Below are 17,045 nucleotides of genomic sequence, written 5' to 3' on the forward strand. Positions count from 1 at the left end.
GGATGAATACAAGCGTAGGGAGGCGGTATACCGCTGCTCACATAGTTGCTTAGTATACAGATTTAGAACAAGGAACCGAGTTTCCCGCCTATGTCGTACCCGGTTACGTCGTACACGGTCTGCATCGCGCCCCAGTAGACCGCAGACAATCTCCCATCGTAGGAATCATCCGGCCACCAGTTGTCACCAGCGGAGATACTCCACGGGTCAACGATAGCGTCGTGGTTAACGTCCCAACCGTTCGATACCCAGTCCTGCGACGCGCTCGCGTCAAGGTTAGAGTTTGACACAAACGGCTTCACATCGACTAATTCACCCGTTGTGAACGTGCGTGGAGCGTAGTGGTGGTGAGGTTCGAATACGTACAGAGACGGGTAGTCAGAGCCGTTGACCTCGGCCATCTGTGGCGACGAGGTCTCGCCCGCGTAGTAGTGGTACGCAGAGTACACTACCTTGTCAATCTCTCCAGTCTGGTCGTCGACGTGGACGTAGATTGGCTCTCGGTCGCCCACGTGACTGTCAGCGTTAGTGTAGCCAAACTGCACCGGGTACCGCGCCCAGTACGCGATTACGTCAGTATCGTGGTCAGGTGACTCGTAGACTGCACAGTAAAGCCCGTCAGGACTCACTTCGACGTGGTCGAGCGAGAGGTACGGTTGATACTGTTCACACGTTGCTTCGTCGTAGTATACGCTCGTTGCCTTCTCCACGTCGTCCCAGAGAGGGCCGTCGTCCGCGGCAACGACGCCGACAAAAGACGAGGAGACCAGCAAGACGACTAGTAAGATATTGAGCTTCATCGCTCAAGCGCGTGTAGGTGTACGCGCAGGTCCCAGAAGTTCCCAGAGAGAGCAGAGTTGAACGCGTCGCGAGTGTCAGCGTCATCGTTCTGCGTCTGGCTTTGTGTCTCGTCAGGTACCGCGTTACTGATAGCGTTACCAGCGTTGACGAGACCGCTCCCAACTTCACTCGTCGATGCGAGCTCAAGGGGAGTCGCTGTCGTCGTCAATCGCTCCCGAGCATCAGTAGCCGAGAGTGACGGGTTAGCTTCGAGGAGGAGAGCAGCTGAACCGGAGACAAGCGGAGTCGCCATACTCGTCCCGCTCAGAGTCTTTGCCCGAGTAACACCGTTCTCAGACACATTGGTTGTCAGGGCCATTCCGGGAGCTGCGATATCGATGGTTGCCTCACGCGTCTCTCCTTGAGAGAGGTCAGTGATACCGGAGTCAGGTCCGACGTTCGAGAAGTACGCAGATGCCGTCTCAGTGGCGTCGGCAGCGTTAGTCGCACCAACAGCCATTGCGTGTTCCGAATCAGCAGGAGAAGCGACCCAGCGTGTTACTTGCCGGTCGTTTCCTGCCGCGACGATGACGAGCACACCGTTGTCCTCGGCACAGTCTTCGACTTGGCTTTCAATCGCCGTCGAGTACGTCGTTGAGCCCAGAGACATCGACACTACGTCGACGCTCTGAGTTTCACACGCCCATTCGAGACCGCGGACGATAGACTCGGTCGAGCCCGAACCATCGTCTCCAAGCACTCGCGCGATGTGGAGGTCTGCTCCGGGGGCCACGTCGCTCACAGCGCTCGACACCCAGCTACCGTGTCCTTGGCCGTCCTCGATTGCTGAGTAGTCACCAGTAGACGCGTTCACCGTTCCTCTGTCATCTACGAAGTCCTTACCAGCGACAATCGAGTCACCGTACAGAGTGGACTTGTAGTTCGTCCCGGTGTCGAGGATAGCTACGTCAACTCCAGTACCGTCGACAGACACGGAGTCCGCTCCGATGTACTCGCGAGCATCGAGCACAGTCGTCTCATTAGCGTCCTCATCGTACGCGATACCATCAGCCGTCCATGGAGATAGTACAGTACGTGCGCGCTCCCACGGTGAGAGCTCAATAGCTCCGCGGTCCTCGCTATCGAGCGAGTTGATTGGGTCTACGTTGACCTCAACATTGTAATCGACCGCAGTGATGTAGTCCTGAGTAACGAGTCCCGACTCCGAGATAATACCCGGTTCAAGGATGTCAACAGCAGGGGACGAGACAATCGCCCAGCCATTACCTTCGTACTGAATTTCTCGGGAAGAACTATCATCTGCCCACGAGCGTAGGGTGTCGAGCTTCCCGTCTTCATAGCCGATGATGAAGCTCGGGTTGCCGTCAATACCGTATTGGACGATATCGACACCGGGCTCAAAGTCGAGGATTCCAACGTCGTCGAGGATAGCTGGAGACAATACGTCCTCGCTGTCAGCAGCAGCTACAGGTGTAACTGCGAATACGCTGGAGAAGACCAGCAAGACTGCGAGTATTACAGGGGTGATTTTAGTATTCATAACGAATCACCGTTTCGCCGCGCGAGGACAACAGGCGGGATGAGTATCACCCCTAGACTGAGGCCGTCACTGATTCCGCCAAGTTGCTCGCGAACCGAGAACAGAATCCGGTCGACGAAGCTCGGGTCGTTGTTGACTCCGAGGTCAACAGTACCGTCCGTATCAGTGTACGTGACGATGAGCTCAGCGTCCGTCTTGTCCATCCGCACTCCGTACTTGCCCTTGTCAACCGATATTGGCTGGTTGCCGTCTCGGTAGACGAGCGAGTCTTCAGAGAGTTGGCTGGTGTACACGAACACCGTCGTGAACTTATCGTACGACTGCTGGCTCGAACCCTGCATCAAGCGGACCTTGATGTTATCCGTCTCGTCGAGTTCGTTCAAGTGGACACGTACAGCCGACGGGTTCTCGCCGTCAGCGAGAGTGACTCCGACAGTAGTAGCATCGTTTCGCTGTGAGATTTCGCCGTCAATCGCACCGTCACCAACAACTGCGTAAGTGCCGAGGAAGCCCTTTTTCACTCGGATAGATGGGTCGTACGGTAAGTCGTCTTCTTGCGCGCCGATACGGAGTCGCTCAACGTACTCGTTGCCGTCTGTGTCATCTACAGTCAGCTTGACGAGGTGGGAGCCCTCACCAGCCGCGGTAAAGGTCAATTCTCCGTTGTTCAGCGTCGACGACAATTCGTTGCCGTCCCCGTCCCAGACCTTCGCGCTCTTCACCGATTTGAAGGAGCTGTCGTCAGTCGGGGACACGTCGAGCTGGACAGATTGACCAGCACCCGGAGCGAGCGTGTTGAGCTTAATCGCTTGGAGAGCAGGAGTCTCGCCGTTGAACGCAGGATTGCGTACTTCGACGGAACCCTTGTCAACACCGTCTTCGTCCGAAGCAAGGATTTCCACACTGGCCATCGCTTGGTCGCTCGGGAGCGGGTAGTCCTCAATCACGACCGCGTCAGTGCCGAGGATACCTTCATCAACGCTCCAGTAATCATCACCCATCGTCTCAAACGAGCCGTCTGCGTAGCGTACGATGACACTCGCAGTGTCAGGGTTGAGTGAGCCCGCGAACGGGATACGGAGGTTGAGGACGTAATCAATAACGTCGCCAGCCCCATTCAGGACCTCTTCTGCTCCGCCTTCGATGTCGTCGGGCTCAGGCGTGTCTACCGGGGTTGTCGTCCCGATACACGTCGTCATTATCTCAAGTTGCTGTTCAGCGGTTTCGTCATCTACACTGTCCCACGAGTACGTCGACGAGAGACCAGCTTCCTCAGCACCTTCGATGATACATGCCTCTAAGTCATCGTTGCCGAGGACGGTTCGCAGTAAGCTGTTGTAGATTTCTTCCTTAGTGTCGTCCGCCGCGTTATCCCACGTGTCTGGGTCCAGCAAGTCTTCCGCTGCCGTTACCGTCGTGTTGATGGTCTTGTTGACCGCGTCTTCCGCTCCAGTTGTGTCTACTCCACCCGTGTTGGGGAGCGAGAGCACTTCCTTCACTTCCACGTTAACAGTCGAGGGGAACGGAGTCGAGACCGTCTGGGTCTGAGTCGGGACGTAAATGCTCCCACCGTACTCAGCTGCTTCTAATTCCTTTTGCAACTCCGAGATACTCCGCTGGTCGAGGTCGACACTGCTGAGGAAGTCACCGGCCTTGTACGCAGTCACGTCGACCGTGCTGAACGCACTAGGGACATCCGCAGTGAATTCGCCGTTAGCGTCTGTCTCGACAACAATCCGACCAAACTCGCCCGACGTGAGCTTCTCGTCAATCTCGTTCGCTCGGTCAGTCAAGCGGTTCGCGTCGTCTTCGAGGTTAGTCGCGTACGTGTTGCCCATCTCCTCGATGCTCATGTCGCCGACGCTGGCGATGACGTACGAGTTAGAGCTACCTTCTGGTGAGACCTCGTAGAATCCCTGTCCAAGCGACAAGCGTACTCCTTCGTGAGTCTTCGAGAACGGAGCGACACCAGTCTTGTAGACATCCTGCGTCTCGATTTCCTTAGTGTCCAGAACTTCTCCAGACATCGAGAGCTTCTTGATGATTACCGTGCCGTCAGTCGTCTTACCCGGGAGGTCCTCGTCAACAGCGTTCTCTAACGTATCGCCCGCTGTTGGGTCCCAAACCGTCATGACGAGGGGTTCGTCAGCGGCGACGGTCAGCTGCGGAGTGTCTAGGTCTGCTGCGCCAGTGTTCTCTCCCCAGTCGAAGAATCGGTTGTCCGGCAGAACGTTCGCGCTGTGTACCGCGACGTAGTCTTCTTCAGCAGAGTCGAAGAATCCGAGGAGTGAGAGGTCAGGCTGCCAAGTTGCCGGGAACGGGTCCTTCGCTTCCGCTAAGAGTTCCTGCGCGCGTTCTTCGAGTGACTGGCCCGCAGTCGCAGTAATCTGAGAGTGGTCAACACCGTATATCTCAACAGTCGCGTTAGACACTGGCGCACCTTCATCGTCAACTACTGTCCCAGAGAGTAAATTCGATGCCGCTCCGGGTTGTGTCGCAAGTCCAAAGATTGCCGCATCTTGTCCAGTATAGAGCCAGATTTCAGAACCATCTGACGGGTCAAGAGCGACTGTATTATCACCACTGACGAAGACCCGCTCGTCATCAATAGCTAAGCTGCGAAGACTAGATACCCCCGGGTCTACTTTCCAAATTTCAGAGCCGTCAGCCGCATCTAGTTTTGCTGCCGTCCCATCAAAAGAAGCGGAGTACACGTAATTCCCATCATTTGATATATCGAGGTCGAAGACAGAGCTCGTGTGAACAATTTTAGACCAAATCTGACTGCCGTCATTTGAATTTAGTTTATATACTGTGTCGCCATTCGTGCCGACATAGATATGTTCTCCATCAGGTGATGTTACAACAGAGTAGACACCTTCACCGTTTGGCTGATGATTCCAGATTTCAGAGCCGTCAGTCGCGTCAATCTGGAACACATTTCCGTCGGAAGAGACCGAGTAAACATAGTCACCATCTACTACAACATCTCGTACGCTGTTTCCATGTCCGGTGAAAACCCATTCCTCAGTGCCAGTCTCTGCGTCAATTTTCCGCACGGTTTGGTCGTTAAAGCCAGCATAGACAGCGTCATCATCGGCTGAGAGAGTGAGCGCCGAGTCAGAGACATCACCGTAGCTCCAAATCTGCGACCCATCCGATGTATCGAGTTTTCGTATAGTATAATCTCTTGAAGACGAGTAAACAGACTCACCGTCAGGAGACACGGCGGCGGCATAGACATTGTCGCTGTGACCGCTGAATGTCCAGATTTCAGAGCCGTCAGTCGCGTCGAGTTTTCGTATATCGCTACTCCCGCCGCTCGTCGCGTAAACGTAGTCGCCGTCGTCAGACTGTGCCTGTACAGGTTGAGAGTTAATACCTATGAATCCGACGAACATCGAAGTCGTCAGGAATACTGCGAAGAGTACGGCGGTTACTCGGTGTGTGGTTGTTTGGCTATTCATCGCGCGTCACCGTCGTGACGAGTTAGTGTGGGACGGTCGTCACCGTCCGTGCGGTTGATAATCTGCATGATTACTAGTGTGCGCACGACCTCGCTGGGCAGACCCGGAGCGCGTGAGAAGTAGTGTGGCCACGAACACGCACCAAATTTGACCGCGAGAAGAGTGCTTGTGCATATAACGTTAACAAAGACTAAAGCTGTATCGCAGGCAAGAGTTTGAGAGAATCGTCAAACCCTGTCGTCGAAAAACTAGGTAGTGTTATAGTCGTCTCACCACTATTGGTTAGTATGGATACTACTCCATTCGAAGAATACGTCGAAGAAGCAGAAGCAGTAGCGAGGACTGCGAGAAAGCGGAACGGGCTCGACTGGGAAGTCTACGTTAGCGAGACACATACGAGAATAAACTGGTACAAGCAAACTGAGGAACAATTCGACGGCCCAAGCCTCCAATTCGACGGCGGTACCCTCAGTATCGAAATCTCGCAGGGTGAATCAGGGTGGACAAACAGGTATCGTGAAAGCGGATTCGAATCTTTCTCGGGGTATGATGAGCTCGACGAAGCGGTCGAGTCAGCTTACAAAGTGATGATGAAAAAGAAGCCGGGAGACGTGTTTATCCTGTAGCGACATAAGACGAACCAGATGTGTCAGCGTGAAAAGTAGGTAAGTTTATTACGAGAATCACGGTCTTAGCCGTCCTCTAGGCAGAATTTTTGAGGTAAGACGTTACAAAACTAGATACAGTTATAATCAAAAACGCACTATTGGTTAGTATGGATATAAATCCATTTGAGCCAGAACTATCGCAAGCAATTGTAGCCGCACAGAACGCAAGTAGACACTCCGGAGTCGACTGGGAAGCATTCGTTAGCGACTATCGAACCCGGCCAATAACATTCGTGACGACGGAGCTGAAGACCCCGGTACGCTATCATGAGCACGTTGACTGCCCAACTATCGGGCTTGAGGCAGGAGCAGTGCGTATTGAAATCTGGGAAGGAGACGAGGGGTGGGAGCGGAACGAAATCAAAAAAGACTCTCAGGCATTGAGCACGTTCGACTCGCTCGAAGAAGCAATATACGACTCCTTCGACGTAGCAGCGGACCTCGACCCCGAATACGTGTTGTCATAAATCGACGTAGAACACGACCTCGCCGTACACTTGGTCGTGGGTGATAGGTTCGTCTGGAATCTCGTTGTTATCTCCTTGAGTCTGGACTATACTATTATCTGACCAGACGACGCGGTGAATCGTTTGCCGAGTCTCAACTGACTCATGGATAGTAATCGGCCCCGGTTCGGAGCGAGTTTCGTTCACGTACTCGTCGAACACTACGATATCTCCGGGTTCGTAATCCCCGGTCTGTACGTAGACAACCAGTGTTGACTCTTCTTGCATCGTCGGGAGCATTGATTCACCAGTAGCGATACCAACGCCAACCGGGAGCCACGCAGGGAATGATAAGCTGATGAAGAACGGGATGAGAACGGCCAGTGCTACGAGTGTTGCAGCGAGTTCGAGACCTCCGACTACGTTCCAAACCCAAACAGCGCGTTCATTCATCACCACCACCTGTAACTTCGATTTCAGAGGCGTTACCCCCCTCTTTCGCATCGACGAGAGAGGATTTAGAACGCTCGTGAGCGCTTGCCAGCTCTTCGTAGAACTCGCGACGGTCGAGGACGTTCCGTAGCGTACCAGTTCCCGAAATCGCTGTATTCTCCAGAATTTCGCTGTAAGAAGCTCCGTCCTCGCGCATTGAGAGTGCCGTCAACACGTCGTCGAAGTCATCATCCGGGACGAGATACTGCTTGGCGTCATCATATTGAGTTCCGTACTTAGGACGACCCTGATAATAATCACTGTCGGCCCGAGCAGCCAGCGCTCGTTTCGTCTCACGGATTTCCTTCTTCTTGACAGCGGTCTCCGCAGCTCGCATCACGCCGAAGACGGTCTCGTCGTCGACAACATCGTCGCTGACAAACTCTATCTCAACACCACCCTGTAAGCAGGCGTGCTGTACAACGTAGAAGTATTCGTCGCGAGACACCCGGGTATCGTTCCACGCAACTAGTGCGTCGTACTCACCGTTTCGAAGGTCGTCGACGGCGGACTCAACTTCTGGGTCTGCGTCAAGCCGGTCTTCTGTTTGACCGAGAGCAAAGATACTGAATCCTGAGCGAACACCAAGGTCGAGCGTATCGTACTCGTCGTAGTGCTCTTCAGCGTACGCGTGTACGTTCTCACGCTGGAGTTCAAGCCCAACGTCATCGTCACGACCCTTGCTCTTTCGAATCCACACGAGAGCCTTAGACATCAGAATCACCCATCAACTCTTCAGCTAACTCTTTGAGCTCGTCGCGGTCGTCGTCTCGAACCCAGTCCGGGAACTTGTCTGGTTCGCGGAGGTACATCGCGGGACGACCCTCGACACTGTAGCGGAACATCTGGAGGCGCTCGTCGTAGTCGTACTTTCCGTCACGGATATCGTTCATCAGCTCGCGGATACCATCGTCTGTCTCGGGCCAGTGCTCGTCACAGAACCCGTAGTCTGTTTGAGCGGTGGTCAGCAGACTCTTGCGTTCGACGTACTCGACAGCGTCTCGCTCGCAACCTCGCTCTTCACACGTCGTCATTGCTCATCACCTGTCTCAAATATTGGCTCACAGAGTACCTCAATGTCGTCATGAATCTCAGTAGTGTTTAGTGGATAGTACCCATACCCTCCTGTACTCATCCCGTTTTCGCACACGACCACAACGTAGACTACGTCACCTTTGTCGGGGTCCGGAGTACCAATCGCATACCCTACGAAGAATATTGTGAACACAGCGATGACGACGCAAGCTACAATCAGTATATTCCCAATTGGGTCTCGTTCGAACATCATCGAGAATCACCTTCGAATAACGAGTTGTGGCGCTCGAACGCGTCGAGGGCGTGTTGAGTTACGATTATCGTGTTCAGGTCTCCGTTATTCAGTACGAGCTCTTCTAACTCTTCTTCGAGCTCACTGATGATTTCATCCAAGGCTTCGAGGTCTTCAACTGTGAAGCTCGTGAACTCTTCAGATTGACTCATCGAGAATCACCTTCGAATTCGACGCCCCAGCCAGCGAGAGCCTCTTTCAGCGTGTAAGAGTCCACCCGTTCTGGGGCGGAATCTACTTGGAAATCAACTCCGTGCCACTGAATGAGTTCGTACTCATTAGGACCAGTTTCGCGTTCGTTGATTAGGTCGACTGTGACCGCATAATCTCGGTCGTCGTATACGAGGTCTCCTGAGACGAGAATCTCGTATCGTCCTTCACCGTACTTCACTACTTTCTGTGTTACTTGTTCTACCAGTTCGTCTAGTTCGTTCATTCATCACCACCATGGATGATTGTCACCTCCATCTTGTTCCGGGCGGAGCCATTCGACCATTCGAGCTCGTCGCCTTGTTCGAGTTCGAAAAATTCTGCGAGGGCTTTCGGGATGCTCGTGCTATACTGTACTAGTGTTCGTGAACCATCTTCGTCTTCTGAGAGGGTAGAAGTGGTCTTTTGGACCTTTGTTTTAGCCATTGGTCGTGTTATACAACGTGTTGTATTACTATAGGTGTACCGTCGAGGGGGGTGTTAAATTGGGACTTCCTGAACACCCAATACCACCAATCTCAGCAACACCCATGCGAAAGAGACAAAATTTCTTTAAGAGGAACCTCAGTTCCACACTCGCTACACTCATACGTCGTCCGACTAACCGGGAAGAACTTCGCAGTCCCAGCTTCTAGAGTATCAAATCTATCAACCATATTAAACCAGACACAGAACGACTGCTAAGCTATACCGCCCAAACCTACTCCTCAGCTTTCTCCACGTAATCCATAACTCGCACGTACGCACTCTCGCGTGTACGATACGACCACACCCTATCCGCATCTCGCTCGACCCTATCAACAATACCCTTGGAGACCAACAGAGAACTGTAGAATGGAGACTCGGCCCGAACATCTCGGTGCTTCCACGTACAGTTGGGTTCTGGGAGCCAGTCGGCGAGTTCCATCCAGTGAGCAGACAACCAACACGCGGTCTCGTGGGATAATGATACAGACACGACTGCCCCGACACCCAAACCGACTAAAACACTTACCTGAGCCCGAATACAACTAGACCTATGGACGAATTGACCGAAGACGAGGTCGAGCCACACCTCGAAGACGCTGACGTAATGACCAACACGGTCTCCCCGTGGCGTTACTCCCTATGCGAGCGGGTAGCCGAGTTCTTAGACAGAGATTGAATACTAGTCTTCAGCCTCTACTGCTGCTTCATCAGTTTCTTCGGTCTCGTCATCGTCATCTTCCTCATCTTCGTCAGATAACCACTCGTCGAGTGAGTAATCAGCTGGACCAGAGCGACCGTACTGTGTATGATACTCTTGTAGGAACCGTATCTCGTCGTCATCAAGACCGTAGAGTGGGCCAAGAAGGTCGTCAGCCTTGTCGATGTGCGGCTTCATCGGCTTGTACGTGAACGTATTAGAGCTCGGTTTGAACCCATCTTCCATCACTTCCCAAAGGTCATCAGATAGCTCTATAATCTCGTCCTCGTGCTCCTGAAGGTCTTCGAGGGATGGGAGCGGGAAGCAACGGATATGGCTGAGATTCACGTGAAACATGTCGCCGTAGACGCACCAATATAAGTAGAAGAGGTTCGAGCCAGTGGCGAGGAAGGCTGTACGAGCTTCAAGCTCTGTGTCGAAGTAGAACGGTCTCACTTCGCGTGCGGAGTATAATTCCTCCCGCATCGGGTTCACGAAGTAGTCCTGACCCTCACGACGCCAAATGACGTTACCCGTATCTGAATCGACAGTGCGTTCTTTGATTATTGTTTCCTCATCACGAAGTTTGGACATGATTCCCTCAATACGCTCTGTCCCAATCTTGGGGAGCGCAACATAATCTTCACTCCCGTTGATACCGTCGTCTTTGAGGATATAATCGTCTACAGGTCGATGAGGTAGATTACGAATCCGTTCGTCCCGGTCGTCCTCATTGAATCGGATGAACTCGCTTGTTTCTATATTCTCATCCTCGCCGTCAGTCACATCCTTCTTACCAGAAAGGATTGCAATTCTGACTTCTGCACCCTCGAATATGTGGCTCGGGCGTTTTGCGAAACAGGATATAGATGTGGTATCGAGTTTCTTCCGATAGATATCGTTGAGTGTATCCATCGAATCCTTGTACGCGATTTTCAGGCTCGCGACGTTGCCAATATACCCATCTTCTGCGAGGAGCGATAGTTGTCTCTCAAGGAATAGAGCGACTACGTCCTCACCAGCGGTCTGGTAGGTATCTGTGAGAACATCTTCGCTCTCGCTCAGGATATCACCATATGGAGGATTACCGATGATGATGTCGAAATCCACCGCGAACGCAGAGCTATCTTCGTCATCAGGGCGGGCTTCAGGGAATTCAGCGAACCAGTGAGCAGGATGTCCGAACATTTGCTCTTCCGAAAGGTCAAATGAGAGCGGTCGGCGTTGGATTCGAGTACACTCGTAATCCCCTTCAAGGAACTCTAGAAGCTCATCTAAAAGCGCTTCTTTCGGTTCCTTGTCGACATCATTATCGTCGCGTAGGGACCGCTCACGGTCCTTCACATCGAGGGAGACACTAATCTTGTGAGTTCCAAAACCGTGTTCAGAGAACGTTTCTTTTTCGTCATCACTGAGGTTCTCCCGGTCCTTCCGCTTTAGCTGAATTTCCTCTACCTGATGGTGTACAGAGCCATCTATGCTTTCGAAGATGCGTTTGAGGTCATCGGGACCCTCAGGAGTAGTCTTGTAGATATAGTTCAGCTGGTCGATGAAGGCCTCGTCGAGCTCGGGACGGATTTCCTTCTCCATCTGCTCGATTTCATCCTTATCATCGATGTTGTCATCTTTGTACTCCATCCGGAGGTCCAGAATATCGTCGATACGTTCCTTGACCATCGGGAGGTCGAGCGACGTGTCTGTCGTTCCTTGTAACGGGAGACCGATTAGCGCGTTACCGTCCCGAATGTTCACGTCGATATTGGGGAGTTTACCGAATTGAGCTTCCCAACCATTCCCCTCGACGATTTTTAGCCAGACCCGGAGTTTCGCGATTTCGGTCGCGACACGGTCTGCATCTATCCCGTAAATCGAGGAGAGTGCGAGCTCCCGCTTCATCTCGAACCGTTTCTTCGGCTCGGGGTCGCCATTATCACTTTGTCCCCGGCGTAACGACATCTGAGCCCTGTGTACCTCTTCCATCGCCGCTGTCAAGAAGTGACCAGAACCACACGCAGGGTCAAGCACAGTTAAGTCTGTGAGACTATCCTCCGCTGTCTCCAAAGCCTCACCTTCAAATTTGAGACGAATCTGGTCAGGACCCGGGGCCAACGTAACTTCTGCTTCATCTTCTGCTAATTGGAGGAGGTCGGGGAGAGTCAACGCTTCAAGATAGCCCTCTACAGTCTCTAGTTCATCTTCATCTAAATCTAAATCTGTCTCGAAATAATCCGTGAACGTCTCCGCAAGAACATCTCGAACCTTAGGGTCAACAGCGCGTTCGATAACGAGCTCAGTGATATCTGTCGGAGTGTAATATGCCCCTTTCTCCTTCTGAGTCGCTTTACTGCTGTTTCGCTCTTTTTCGATATGATTAATCGTCTTTTCAAACACCGAGCCGATGATAGCAGGGTCGTAGCCGTCCCCAGAGAGATTCAGTTTACTCCCTTCGATGAGGTCGTCGATAACCTCTGGCAGAATTCTGTCACCCACATCGAATTCTTTCTCTTTGTGGATACTCGCTCGGAAGAGCCCACCGTTCAAATACGGTACTTGGTCGAACCATCCGGAGCGATATTTCAATTTGCGTTCGTCGGTGTTGAGCAAATTGTAGAATATCGGTTTAATCTGGCTACTATAGAGCGTACCAGCAATATCATCACTGTGCTCTTGATAAAATCTCACACGTTCAGAGAGGAATCCCTCGTCGAGAACATCACGTGACTCAAGAAATTTAACGAACAAAAGCCGATTCATCAACGTAACTGCGAACAGACGCTTATCTCGGCCATCAGTCCCTTTTGGCTGCTCTATATCATCAAGCAGGCTCGTCTCATACTCTTCGTATTCATCACCCTCTCCAAACAGAAGCTCGATATAAAGGTCATAGAACTCCTCTACGTCTCGCTTCCGGTTGTCACGAATCTGGCGGGGTGCTGTCTGCGAGACGAGCCTATCGAAGGCAGTGTGCTCGTACGCAGAAATGAACTCCTGTAGAAGTTCATCGACATCAACATCTGTAATCCCACGAGAAGAAACCGCACCAATATCACGGGCAATTTCGAGGATTGCATCACGGAGGTCTACATCAGCTTGTGTGACCTCAGGATATTTGGTAACGTCACCAACCTCGATTTTCCACATGTTCCACTCAAAACCGTCAGTGACAATCCCGTAATCTGCCCCGATAGACTTCCTATCTAGATATTCCTTGACCTCAGAGACACCTTCTTCGAAATTATTGTATTTTTTAGACTCCCCGATGACAACCGGGTCGACGTTGGTTATCTTGAAGTCTGGCCAGACAGTGTTCCCGCCGCTCTGACCATATGCTTGTGAATCGTATTCGATACCTAGAGTTTCGAAGAGCGGGTCGAGAAGGTTCTCTTCGAGATGGGTCTCAGGCTTCATCCCGAGCGCAGACGATTGGATATTATCTTCCCGGTCTGCAAGGAGGTCGTTGAGCTCAGAGTTACTAAGCGGACGGTCAACGAGGTCGTCCAACCACTCCTCAATCACGTCCCGGACATCATCTGTCGAAATATCAGGCTCTTCTTCGCTGAACGCGGCCTCAGACATACAGGGACCTCCGCGATTTGGTGTACGCCATGATGTAATAGCGGTGAGAGCCACACCGTATAAAGTTTGCAGACTACCAAGCACCTACCAACTTGAATACGACCTACCAGTGTTGGTAGGACGATTCGACGACGAAACGGAGGCAAGACCGGTGGGAATACCGGTCTGTGTAGTATTCCCCAGACTACCGGAGAGAGATAAATAAGAATATAAAACAAAGGCCAAGGACGTTTTTAATCTCGATGCCCAGTTTTACCCCCTATATCGCTTTGTCCTACCAGAACCGTCCTACCAACACTGGTAGGTCAGACACTTGGTGGGTGAATCGCTATCATCTCCGGTTGATAGCCATCCTACGAGGGATATTCATATATCTCACTGCGAGACTTTAGCTGTATGGTCGACTCTAACAATTACAATAATTTAATGCGAACAAGTTGGATGAATCTCGGTTGTTGACCCGGTTTCACATCCACCCTCCTACACCTGTGTTTGGTGCTTCGAATGATTCACACGCGTCAAAGAAGAGTTCAATTGAACACCCTGTCGAGTAAGCAAAATTGAGCGCAATACGCCATTCGTCATCACTTACATCCTCTGGCGCGAGTATAACATCATTCGAAAACACTTGCTCGACATCAGTAGTGTCACCTCCTGTGATTTCAGCGATGTCTTCCGGAGTGTAGGGCTTCTTACTCATAGTACAAATCGTGTCCTTCGAGTATAAGTTAGTCACGGCTACTCCCGGTGTCTCAAATATTCATCAAACATTGACCTCTGACTCAATATAGATGTGAGAAATATCTGCTTCGTTCACGAACGCGTGGTCTCCAATAGACTCCGTCTTCCAAACACCTCCGTCAGCATCCCGGATGATTGTCTGCGGGTACTCTAACAACACGTCCTTTCCATGGTCTTGCGTGTCGTACACGTTGATATAGCCGTGAATCTCTCTCCCTTCAGTCGTTACCACTCGCGCTTCTATCGGTCGCTCTGCACCGTCCATCATAATTTCCCACGTTTTCTCCCGTCGAGTCTGTAACCCTTGCTTGAGCTTATTATCGATAAACCAGCCAGAAACATACCCATTCACTGCTGCGACGGTCAGGAGAACGAGATACGCTAGACCAAGCTCCCCAAGAGAATACTCGGTCGTAACCACTGACTCAAGCGGCTGGTCAAAAACGAGTGCGTAAGTGAGAACAAGTAGGGATAGCGCAATTCCGCTCGAAACGAGAGTGTACGCAGTTTTGTCAAATCGGTCGACGTTAACAGTGACCTTACCGACGTATCGGCCAACGCGATACGTCACAAACCCGGGGACAAGAACGAAAAATGCGTAGACAAGGTCGATGAGCGGGAGGTTGAACGAAACCATACTTTAGACGCGGTCAAGCCTCACTCGTCGTCAGACTCCCCAGAGTCGCCGTCTCTCGGGTCCTCGTCTGGTGTAGAGGCTATGTTCGCTTTCTGTAGCGCATCCCTCTCAGAACTACTCTCATCCTCATTACTATCTTCTTTTTCGTCACTCATATTCTAACCCGGAGTGCTCACTCGTCCTCGGCTTGAGTGTTCTCTTCTGCGTCACGAGGGTCTTCATCCGGAGTGGAGGCTACATTCGCTTTTTCGAGATTCCGGTTATCGTCCTCTGAATCGTCTCCCATAGTATCTACTCGTCTCCACCTTCTCCGCTGTTGCCGCCAGCGTCTCCTCGGGGGTCAGAATCCGGTGTATCTGCGACAGTAGCTCGCTCGTTGGCGCTTTGCTTCTCACCCGACGACTGATTACCACTCTTATCATCAGACATGGTTAGATTAGTCCTCGTCACTCCCGCTGCTGTCGCTCCCACGAGGGTCCTTATCAGGCGTGTCCGCTACTCTGGCCTTCTCATCAGTTGCTCGTTGTCTATCCTTCGACCCGTCTCCGCCATTGTCATCATCACTCATAGAAACATGTCGGTTGGTCTCACATTTATATGTTCTTGTGGGTGCGATAGTCGTCTTGTAATACAGTAGACAAATTACCGCAATAGTCTAGACTATGTGACTCGACATCAAATGTCTTAGAATGGACGACGAAAAGGAAGAAAACGAACTAGTCTTTGGCCGAGTCGAAAACGACCTCGCTGACAAAAAACGCGTCAATACGACCATCGACTGCGAACACTGCGGAACAAAAATCGAAGAAAACGAACCCAGTTACGAAGTCGACTGGGACTACTACGCAGACAGCGGAACCCGGGAAGAAAACGGAAATGTCGAACTCTGCCCAGACTGCTTCCCGGATAAACTGCTCAAAAAAATGAATCTCTAAACCGTACTCAGGCACTGCTACCGCCCCCACCACGACGAAGACGATTATACAAGTCCTGTAACGATTTGAGCGGGTTACCGTACGGGGTCAGCTTACAGCCACATGGAGCAACCATATTCGGGCCACTCCGGGTGAACTCATCTTCGCTGAAAGTCACACCGTGCTCCTTACAGCGTACTGTGCCGTTCGACAGTGATTCTAGTTCTGCCATACTACTACAACACTACTTAAGAACAAAGGTGTATGCGTGAATTAAACAATCAGTACCACTCTGCGAATGCCTCTAACATATACTCGTATGCTTCAGACACTGTTCGATACGTTTCAAACCGAGACGGGTGCTCCGGGTCCTCAATCACGCGGATAACACCTTCGGCCTTGAGCTTCGAGAGATGGCCACCACGGAGGTCTTTATCAATCTCTGACGCTGTCCACTCCTCGTTCGGCGCGGGGAGCCACTCGTACAGTTCGCCCGCATAATCCATCAAATACCGCTTACTGAATCGTCCAGACATACCCAGATAGACACAGAACGACTGCAAAGGTATGACGGCAAATAACTACGATATACACCAAATGTGCTCGCACTGACCACAAACAAGACCCGCTCGCTCGCGACCACACTCAGAAGACACAATAGCAGGATACGAAGGATAATACGAACACTCCGGACACACGACTTCAACGGGAGAATCTTGGCGAAAAAAGAATAGTGAAACGCCTGTACTAGGCATATATGACATACGATATCAACTGATAAAACTGTAACTACTTTTCAGACTACCTACGACCGCGAGGAACGAACCGGGAGCGGTTCATATACCATATACATCAGCGTGAGAATGACTGTGAGAACGAAGAACAGTCCGGCCATCACCGTCTCTCCAATCATCGAATAATATGACGCGGTGAAAAACAAGAGGCCGAGCAACATCGCTGGGACACCACGCTGAGCCAAGTGAGCGTACCCGGTGACAGTCAACACGAGCGCGAGGAACGTTACAGCGAACAACGTCATGATGAGCCAGCCAATCATGACT

At 51.7% G+C, this 17,045-nt stretch carries 21 protein-coding genes; 4 read left to right on the plus strand and 17 right to left on the minus strand.

The annotated features are described in order from the left end of the window. Positions 1–62: 62 nt before the first annotated feature. Genes ACOZ35_RS03250 through ACOZ35_RS03260 form a run of 3 tightly spaced genes read right to left on the minus strand, consistent with a single transcriptional unit; the run spans position 63 to position 5,742 of the window. Positions 63–800 (minus strand): hypothetical protein, encoded by a 738-nt coding sequence (locus ACOZ35_RS03250; RefSeq protein WP_424015039.1) that lies wholly within the window; start codon positions 798–800, stop codon positions 63–65. Beyond that, positions 797–2,341, minus strand: a complete 1,545-nt coding sequence (locus ACOZ35_RS03255) for a S8 family peptidase (protein ID WP_424015040.1) — start codon at positions 2,339–2,341, stop codon at positions 797–799. The genes ACOZ35_RS03250 and ACOZ35_RS03255 overlap by 4 nt, the downstream gene beginning before the upstream one ends. Continuing rightward, the gene (locus ACOZ35_RS03260) at positions 2,338–5,742 is read right to left on the minus strand and encodes a WD40 repeat domain-containing protein (protein ID WP_424015041.1); all 3,405 of its coding nucleotides are present in this window, start codon (positions 5,740–5,742) and stop codon (positions 2,338–2,340) included. The genes ACOZ35_RS03255 and ACOZ35_RS03260 overlap by 4 nt, the downstream gene beginning before the upstream one ends. 353 nt (positions 5,743–6,095) lie before the next feature. On the opposite strand from ACOZ35_RS03260, the gene ACOZ35_RS03265 reads away from it, so the two are divergent. Continuing rightward, positions 6,096–6,434 carry a hypothetical protein gene (locus tag ACOZ35_RS03265; RefSeq protein WP_424015042.1) on the plus strand — a complete coding sequence of 113 codons (339 nt, stop codon included), beginning with the start codon at positions 6,096–6,098 and terminating at the stop codon, positions 6,432–6,434. Between the two features lie 149 nt (positions 6,435–6,583). Further along, entirely contained in the window at positions 6,584–6,943 is a 360-nt protein-coding gene (locus ACOZ35_RS03270; protein ID WP_424015043.1) for a hypothetical protein, read from the plus strand. Here ACOZ35_RS03270 and ACOZ35_RS03275 read toward each other — a convergent pair. Genes ACOZ35_RS03275 through ACOZ35_RS03305 form a run of 7 tightly spaced genes read right to left on the minus strand, consistent with a single transcriptional unit; the run spans position 6,938 to position 9,377 of the window. Further along, positions 6,938–7,375, minus strand: coding sequence for a hypothetical protein (locus ACOZ35_RS03275; RefSeq protein ID WP_424015044.1), 438 nt, complete (start codon positions 7,373–7,375; stop codon positions 6,938–6,940). The genes ACOZ35_RS03270 and ACOZ35_RS03275 overlap by 6 nt on opposite strands. Further along, a complete protein-coding gene (locus tag ACOZ35_RS03280; RefSeq protein ID WP_424015045.1) occupies positions 7,368–8,129 on the minus strand; it encodes a recombinase family protein in 762 nt (253 codons plus the stop codon). The genes ACOZ35_RS03275 and ACOZ35_RS03280 overlap by 8 nt, the downstream gene beginning before the upstream one ends. Next, a complete protein-coding gene (locus ACOZ35_RS03285) occupies positions 8,122–8,448 on the minus strand; it encodes a hypothetical protein (RefSeq protein ID WP_424015046.1) in 327 nt (108 codons plus the stop codon). Before ACOZ35_RS03285 ends, ACOZ35_RS03280 begins: the two co-directional genes overlap by 8 nt. Continuing rightward, positions 8,445–8,699, minus strand: coding sequence for a hypothetical protein (locus ACOZ35_RS03290; protein WP_424015047.1), 255 nt, complete (start codon positions 8,697–8,699; stop codon positions 8,445–8,447). The genes ACOZ35_RS03285 and ACOZ35_RS03290 overlap by 4 nt, the downstream gene beginning before the upstream one ends. Next, complete coding sequence (locus ACOZ35_RS03295; protein ID WP_424015048.1) at positions 8,699–8,893, minus strand: hypothetical protein; 195 nt, start codon at positions 8,891–8,893, stop codon at positions 8,699–8,701. Before ACOZ35_RS03295 ends, ACOZ35_RS03290 begins: the two co-directional genes overlap by 1 nt. After that, on the minus strand, positions 8,890–9,177 hold the full coding sequence (locus tag ACOZ35_RS03300) for a hypothetical protein (protein ID WP_424015049.1): 288 nt from the start codon (positions 9,175–9,177) through the stop codon (positions 8,890–8,892). The genes ACOZ35_RS03295 and ACOZ35_RS03300 overlap by 4 nt, the downstream gene beginning before the upstream one ends. Next, positions 9,174–9,377, minus strand: a complete 204-nt coding sequence (locus ACOZ35_RS03305) for an AbrB/MazE/SpoVT family DNA-binding domain-containing protein (RefSeq protein WP_424015050.1) — start codon at positions 9,375–9,377, stop codon at positions 9,174–9,176. The genes ACOZ35_RS03300 and ACOZ35_RS03305 overlap by 4 nt, the downstream gene beginning before the upstream one ends. Before the next feature lie 592 nt (positions 9,378–9,969). Here ACOZ35_RS03305 and ACOZ35_RS03310 point away from each other — a divergent pair. Beyond that, complete coding sequence (locus ACOZ35_RS03310; protein ID WP_271959468.1) at positions 9,970–10,095, plus strand: hypothetical protein; 126 nt, start codon at positions 9,970–9,972, stop codon at positions 10,093–10,095. A gap of 3 nt (positions 10,096–10,098) precedes the next feature. Here ACOZ35_RS03310 and ACOZ35_RS03315 read toward each other — a convergent pair whose 3' ends face one another. The 5 genes from ACOZ35_RS03315 to ACOZ35_RS03335 form a co-directional block, all read right to left on the minus strand. Next, positions 10,099–13,692, minus strand: coding sequence for an Eco57I restriction-modification methylase domain-containing protein (locus ACOZ35_RS03315; protein ID WP_424015051.1), 3,594 nt, complete (start codon positions 13,690–13,692; stop codon positions 10,099–10,101). A 466-nt stretch (positions 13,693–14,158) separates the two neighbouring features. Next, positions 14,159–14,392, minus strand: a complete 234-nt coding sequence (locus ACOZ35_RS03320) for a hypothetical protein (protein WP_424015052.1) — start codon at positions 14,390–14,392, stop codon at positions 14,159–14,161. A gap of 63 nt (positions 14,393–14,455) precedes the next feature. Next, the gene (locus tag ACOZ35_RS03325; protein ID WP_424015053.1) at positions 14,456–15,070 is read right to left on the minus strand and encodes a DUF6338 family protein; all 615 of its coding nucleotides are present in this window, start codon (positions 15,068–15,070) and stop codon (positions 14,456–14,458) included. Positions 15,071–15,090: 20 nt separating this feature from the next. Beyond that, the gene (locus ACOZ35_RS03330; RefSeq protein ID WP_424015054.1) at positions 15,091–15,225 is read right to left on the minus strand and encodes a hypothetical protein; all 135 of its coding nucleotides are present in this window, start codon (positions 15,223–15,225) and stop codon (positions 15,091–15,093) included. Between the two features lie 281 nt (positions 15,226–15,506). Next, on the minus strand, positions 15,507–15,638 hold the full coding sequence (locus tag ACOZ35_RS03335; protein ID WP_424015055.1) for a hypothetical protein: 132 nt from the start codon (positions 15,636–15,638) through the stop codon (positions 15,507–15,509). Positions 15,639–15,759: 121 nt separating this feature from the next. On the opposite strand from ACOZ35_RS03335, the gene ACOZ35_RS03340 reads away from it, so the two are divergent. Next, a complete protein-coding gene (locus ACOZ35_RS03340) occupies positions 15,760–16,005 on the plus strand; it encodes a hypothetical protein (protein ID WP_424015056.1) in 246 nt (81 codons plus the stop codon). A 260-nt stretch (positions 16,006–16,265) separates the two neighbouring features. Here the strand turns inward: ACOZ35_RS03340 and ACOZ35_RS03345 are convergent, their stop codons facing one another. Together ACOZ35_RS03345 and ACOZ35_RS03350 are read right to left on the minus strand one after the other, a co-directional pair. Then, positions 16,266–16,520 carry a hypothetical protein gene (locus ACOZ35_RS03345; protein WP_424015057.1) on the minus strand — a complete coding sequence of 85 codons (255 nt, stop codon included), beginning with the start codon at positions 16,518–16,520 and terminating at the stop codon, positions 16,266–16,268. Positions 16,521–16,789: 269 nt separating this feature from the next. Next, positions 16,790–17,041, minus strand: coding sequence for a hypothetical protein (locus ACOZ35_RS03350; RefSeq protein WP_424015058.1), 252 nt, complete (start codon positions 17,039–17,041; stop codon positions 16,790–16,792). Positions 17,042–17,045: the final 4 nt, after the last annotated feature.

Source organism: Halorubrum xinjiangense (assembly GCF_049604745.1).
GTDB lineage: Archaea > Halobacteriota > Halobacteria > Halobacteriales > Haloferacaceae > Halorubrum > Halorubrum xinjiangense_A.

Excerpts from the sequence above, each read along its gene's own strand:
- ACOZ35_RS03300 (WP_424015049.1), bottom strand. The coding sequence starts at position 9,177 with ATGAACGAACTAGACGAACTGGTAGAACAAGTAACACAGAAAGTAGTG.
- ACOZ35_RS03335 (WP_424015055.1), bottom strand. The coding sequence starts at position 15,638 with ATGAGTGATGATGACAATGGCGGAGACGGGTCGAAGGATAGACAACGA.
- ACOZ35_RS03350 (WP_424015058.1), bottom strand. The coding sequence starts at position 17,041 with ATGATTGGCTGGCTCATCATGACGTTGTTCGCTGTAACGTTCCTCGCG.
- ACOZ35_RS03320 (WP_424015052.1), bottom strand. The coding sequence starts at position 14,392 with ATGAGTAAGAAGCCCTACACTCCGGAAGACATCGCTGAAATCACAGGA.
- ACOZ35_RS03290 (WP_424015047.1), bottom strand. The coding sequence starts at position 8,699 with ATGTTCGAACGAGACCCAATTGGGAATATACTGATTGTAGCTTGCGTC.
- ACOZ35_RS03255 (WP_424015040.1), bottom strand. The coding sequence starts at position 2,341 with ATGAATACTAAAATCACCCCTGTAATACTCGCAGTCTTGCTGGTCTTC.
- ACOZ35_RS03275 (WP_424015044.1), bottom strand. The coding sequence starts at position 7,375 with ATGAATGAACGCGCTGTTTGGGTTTGGAACGTAGTCGGAGGTCTCGAA.
- ACOZ35_RS03265 (WP_424015042.1), top strand. The coding sequence starts at position 6,096 with ATGGATACTACTCCATTCGAAGAATACGTCGAAGAAGCAGAAGCAGTA.
- ACOZ35_RS03305 (WP_424015050.1), bottom strand. The coding sequence starts at position 9,377 with ATGGCTAAAACAAAGGTCCAAAAGACCACTTCTACCCTCTCAGAAGAC.
- ACOZ35_RS03310 (WP_271959468.1), top strand. The coding sequence starts at position 9,970 with ATGGACGAATTGACCGAAGACGAGGTCGAGCCACACCTCGAAGACGCT.
- ACOZ35_RS03260 (WP_424015041.1), bottom strand. The coding sequence starts at position 5,742 with ATGTTCGTCGGATTCATAGGTATTAACTCTCAACCTGTACAGGCACAG.
- ACOZ35_RS03270 (WP_424015043.1), top strand. The coding sequence starts at position 6,584 with ATGGATATAAATCCATTTGAGCCAGAACTATCGCAAGCAATTGTAGCC.
- ACOZ35_RS03285 (WP_424015046.1), bottom strand. The coding sequence starts at position 8,448 with ATGACGACGTGTGAAGAGCGAGGTTGCGAGCGAGACGCTGTCGAGTAC.
- ACOZ35_RS03330 (WP_424015054.1), bottom strand. The coding sequence starts at position 15,225 with ATGAGTGACGAAAAAGAAGATAGTAATGAGGATGAGAGTAGTTCTGAG.
- ACOZ35_RS03295 (WP_424015048.1), bottom strand. The coding sequence starts at position 8,893 with ATGAGTCAATCTGAAGAGTTCACGAGCTTCACAGTTGAAGACCTCGAA.
- ACOZ35_RS03340 (WP_424015056.1), top strand. The coding sequence starts at position 15,760 with ATGGACGACGAAAAGGAAGAAAACGAACTAGTCTTTGGCCGAGTCGAA.
- ACOZ35_RS03280 (WP_424015045.1), bottom strand. The coding sequence starts at position 8,129 with ATGTCTAAGGCTCTCGTGTGGATTCGAAAGAGCAAGGGTCGTGACGAT.
- ACOZ35_RS03315 (WP_424015051.1), bottom strand. The coding sequence starts at position 13,692 with ATGTCTGAGGCCGCGTTCAGCGAAGAAGAGCCTGATATTTCGACAGAT.
- ACOZ35_RS03325 (WP_424015053.1), bottom strand. The coding sequence starts at position 15,070 with ATGGTTTCGTTCAACCTCCCGCTCATCGACCTTGTCTACGCATTTTTC.
- ACOZ35_RS03250 (WP_424015039.1), bottom strand. The coding sequence starts at position 800 with ATGAAGCTCAATATCTTACTAGTCGTCTTGCTGGTCTCCTCGTCTTTT.
- ACOZ35_RS03345 (WP_424015057.1), bottom strand. The coding sequence starts at position 16,520 with ATGTCTGGACGATTCAGTAAGCGGTATTTGATGGATTATGCGGGCGAA.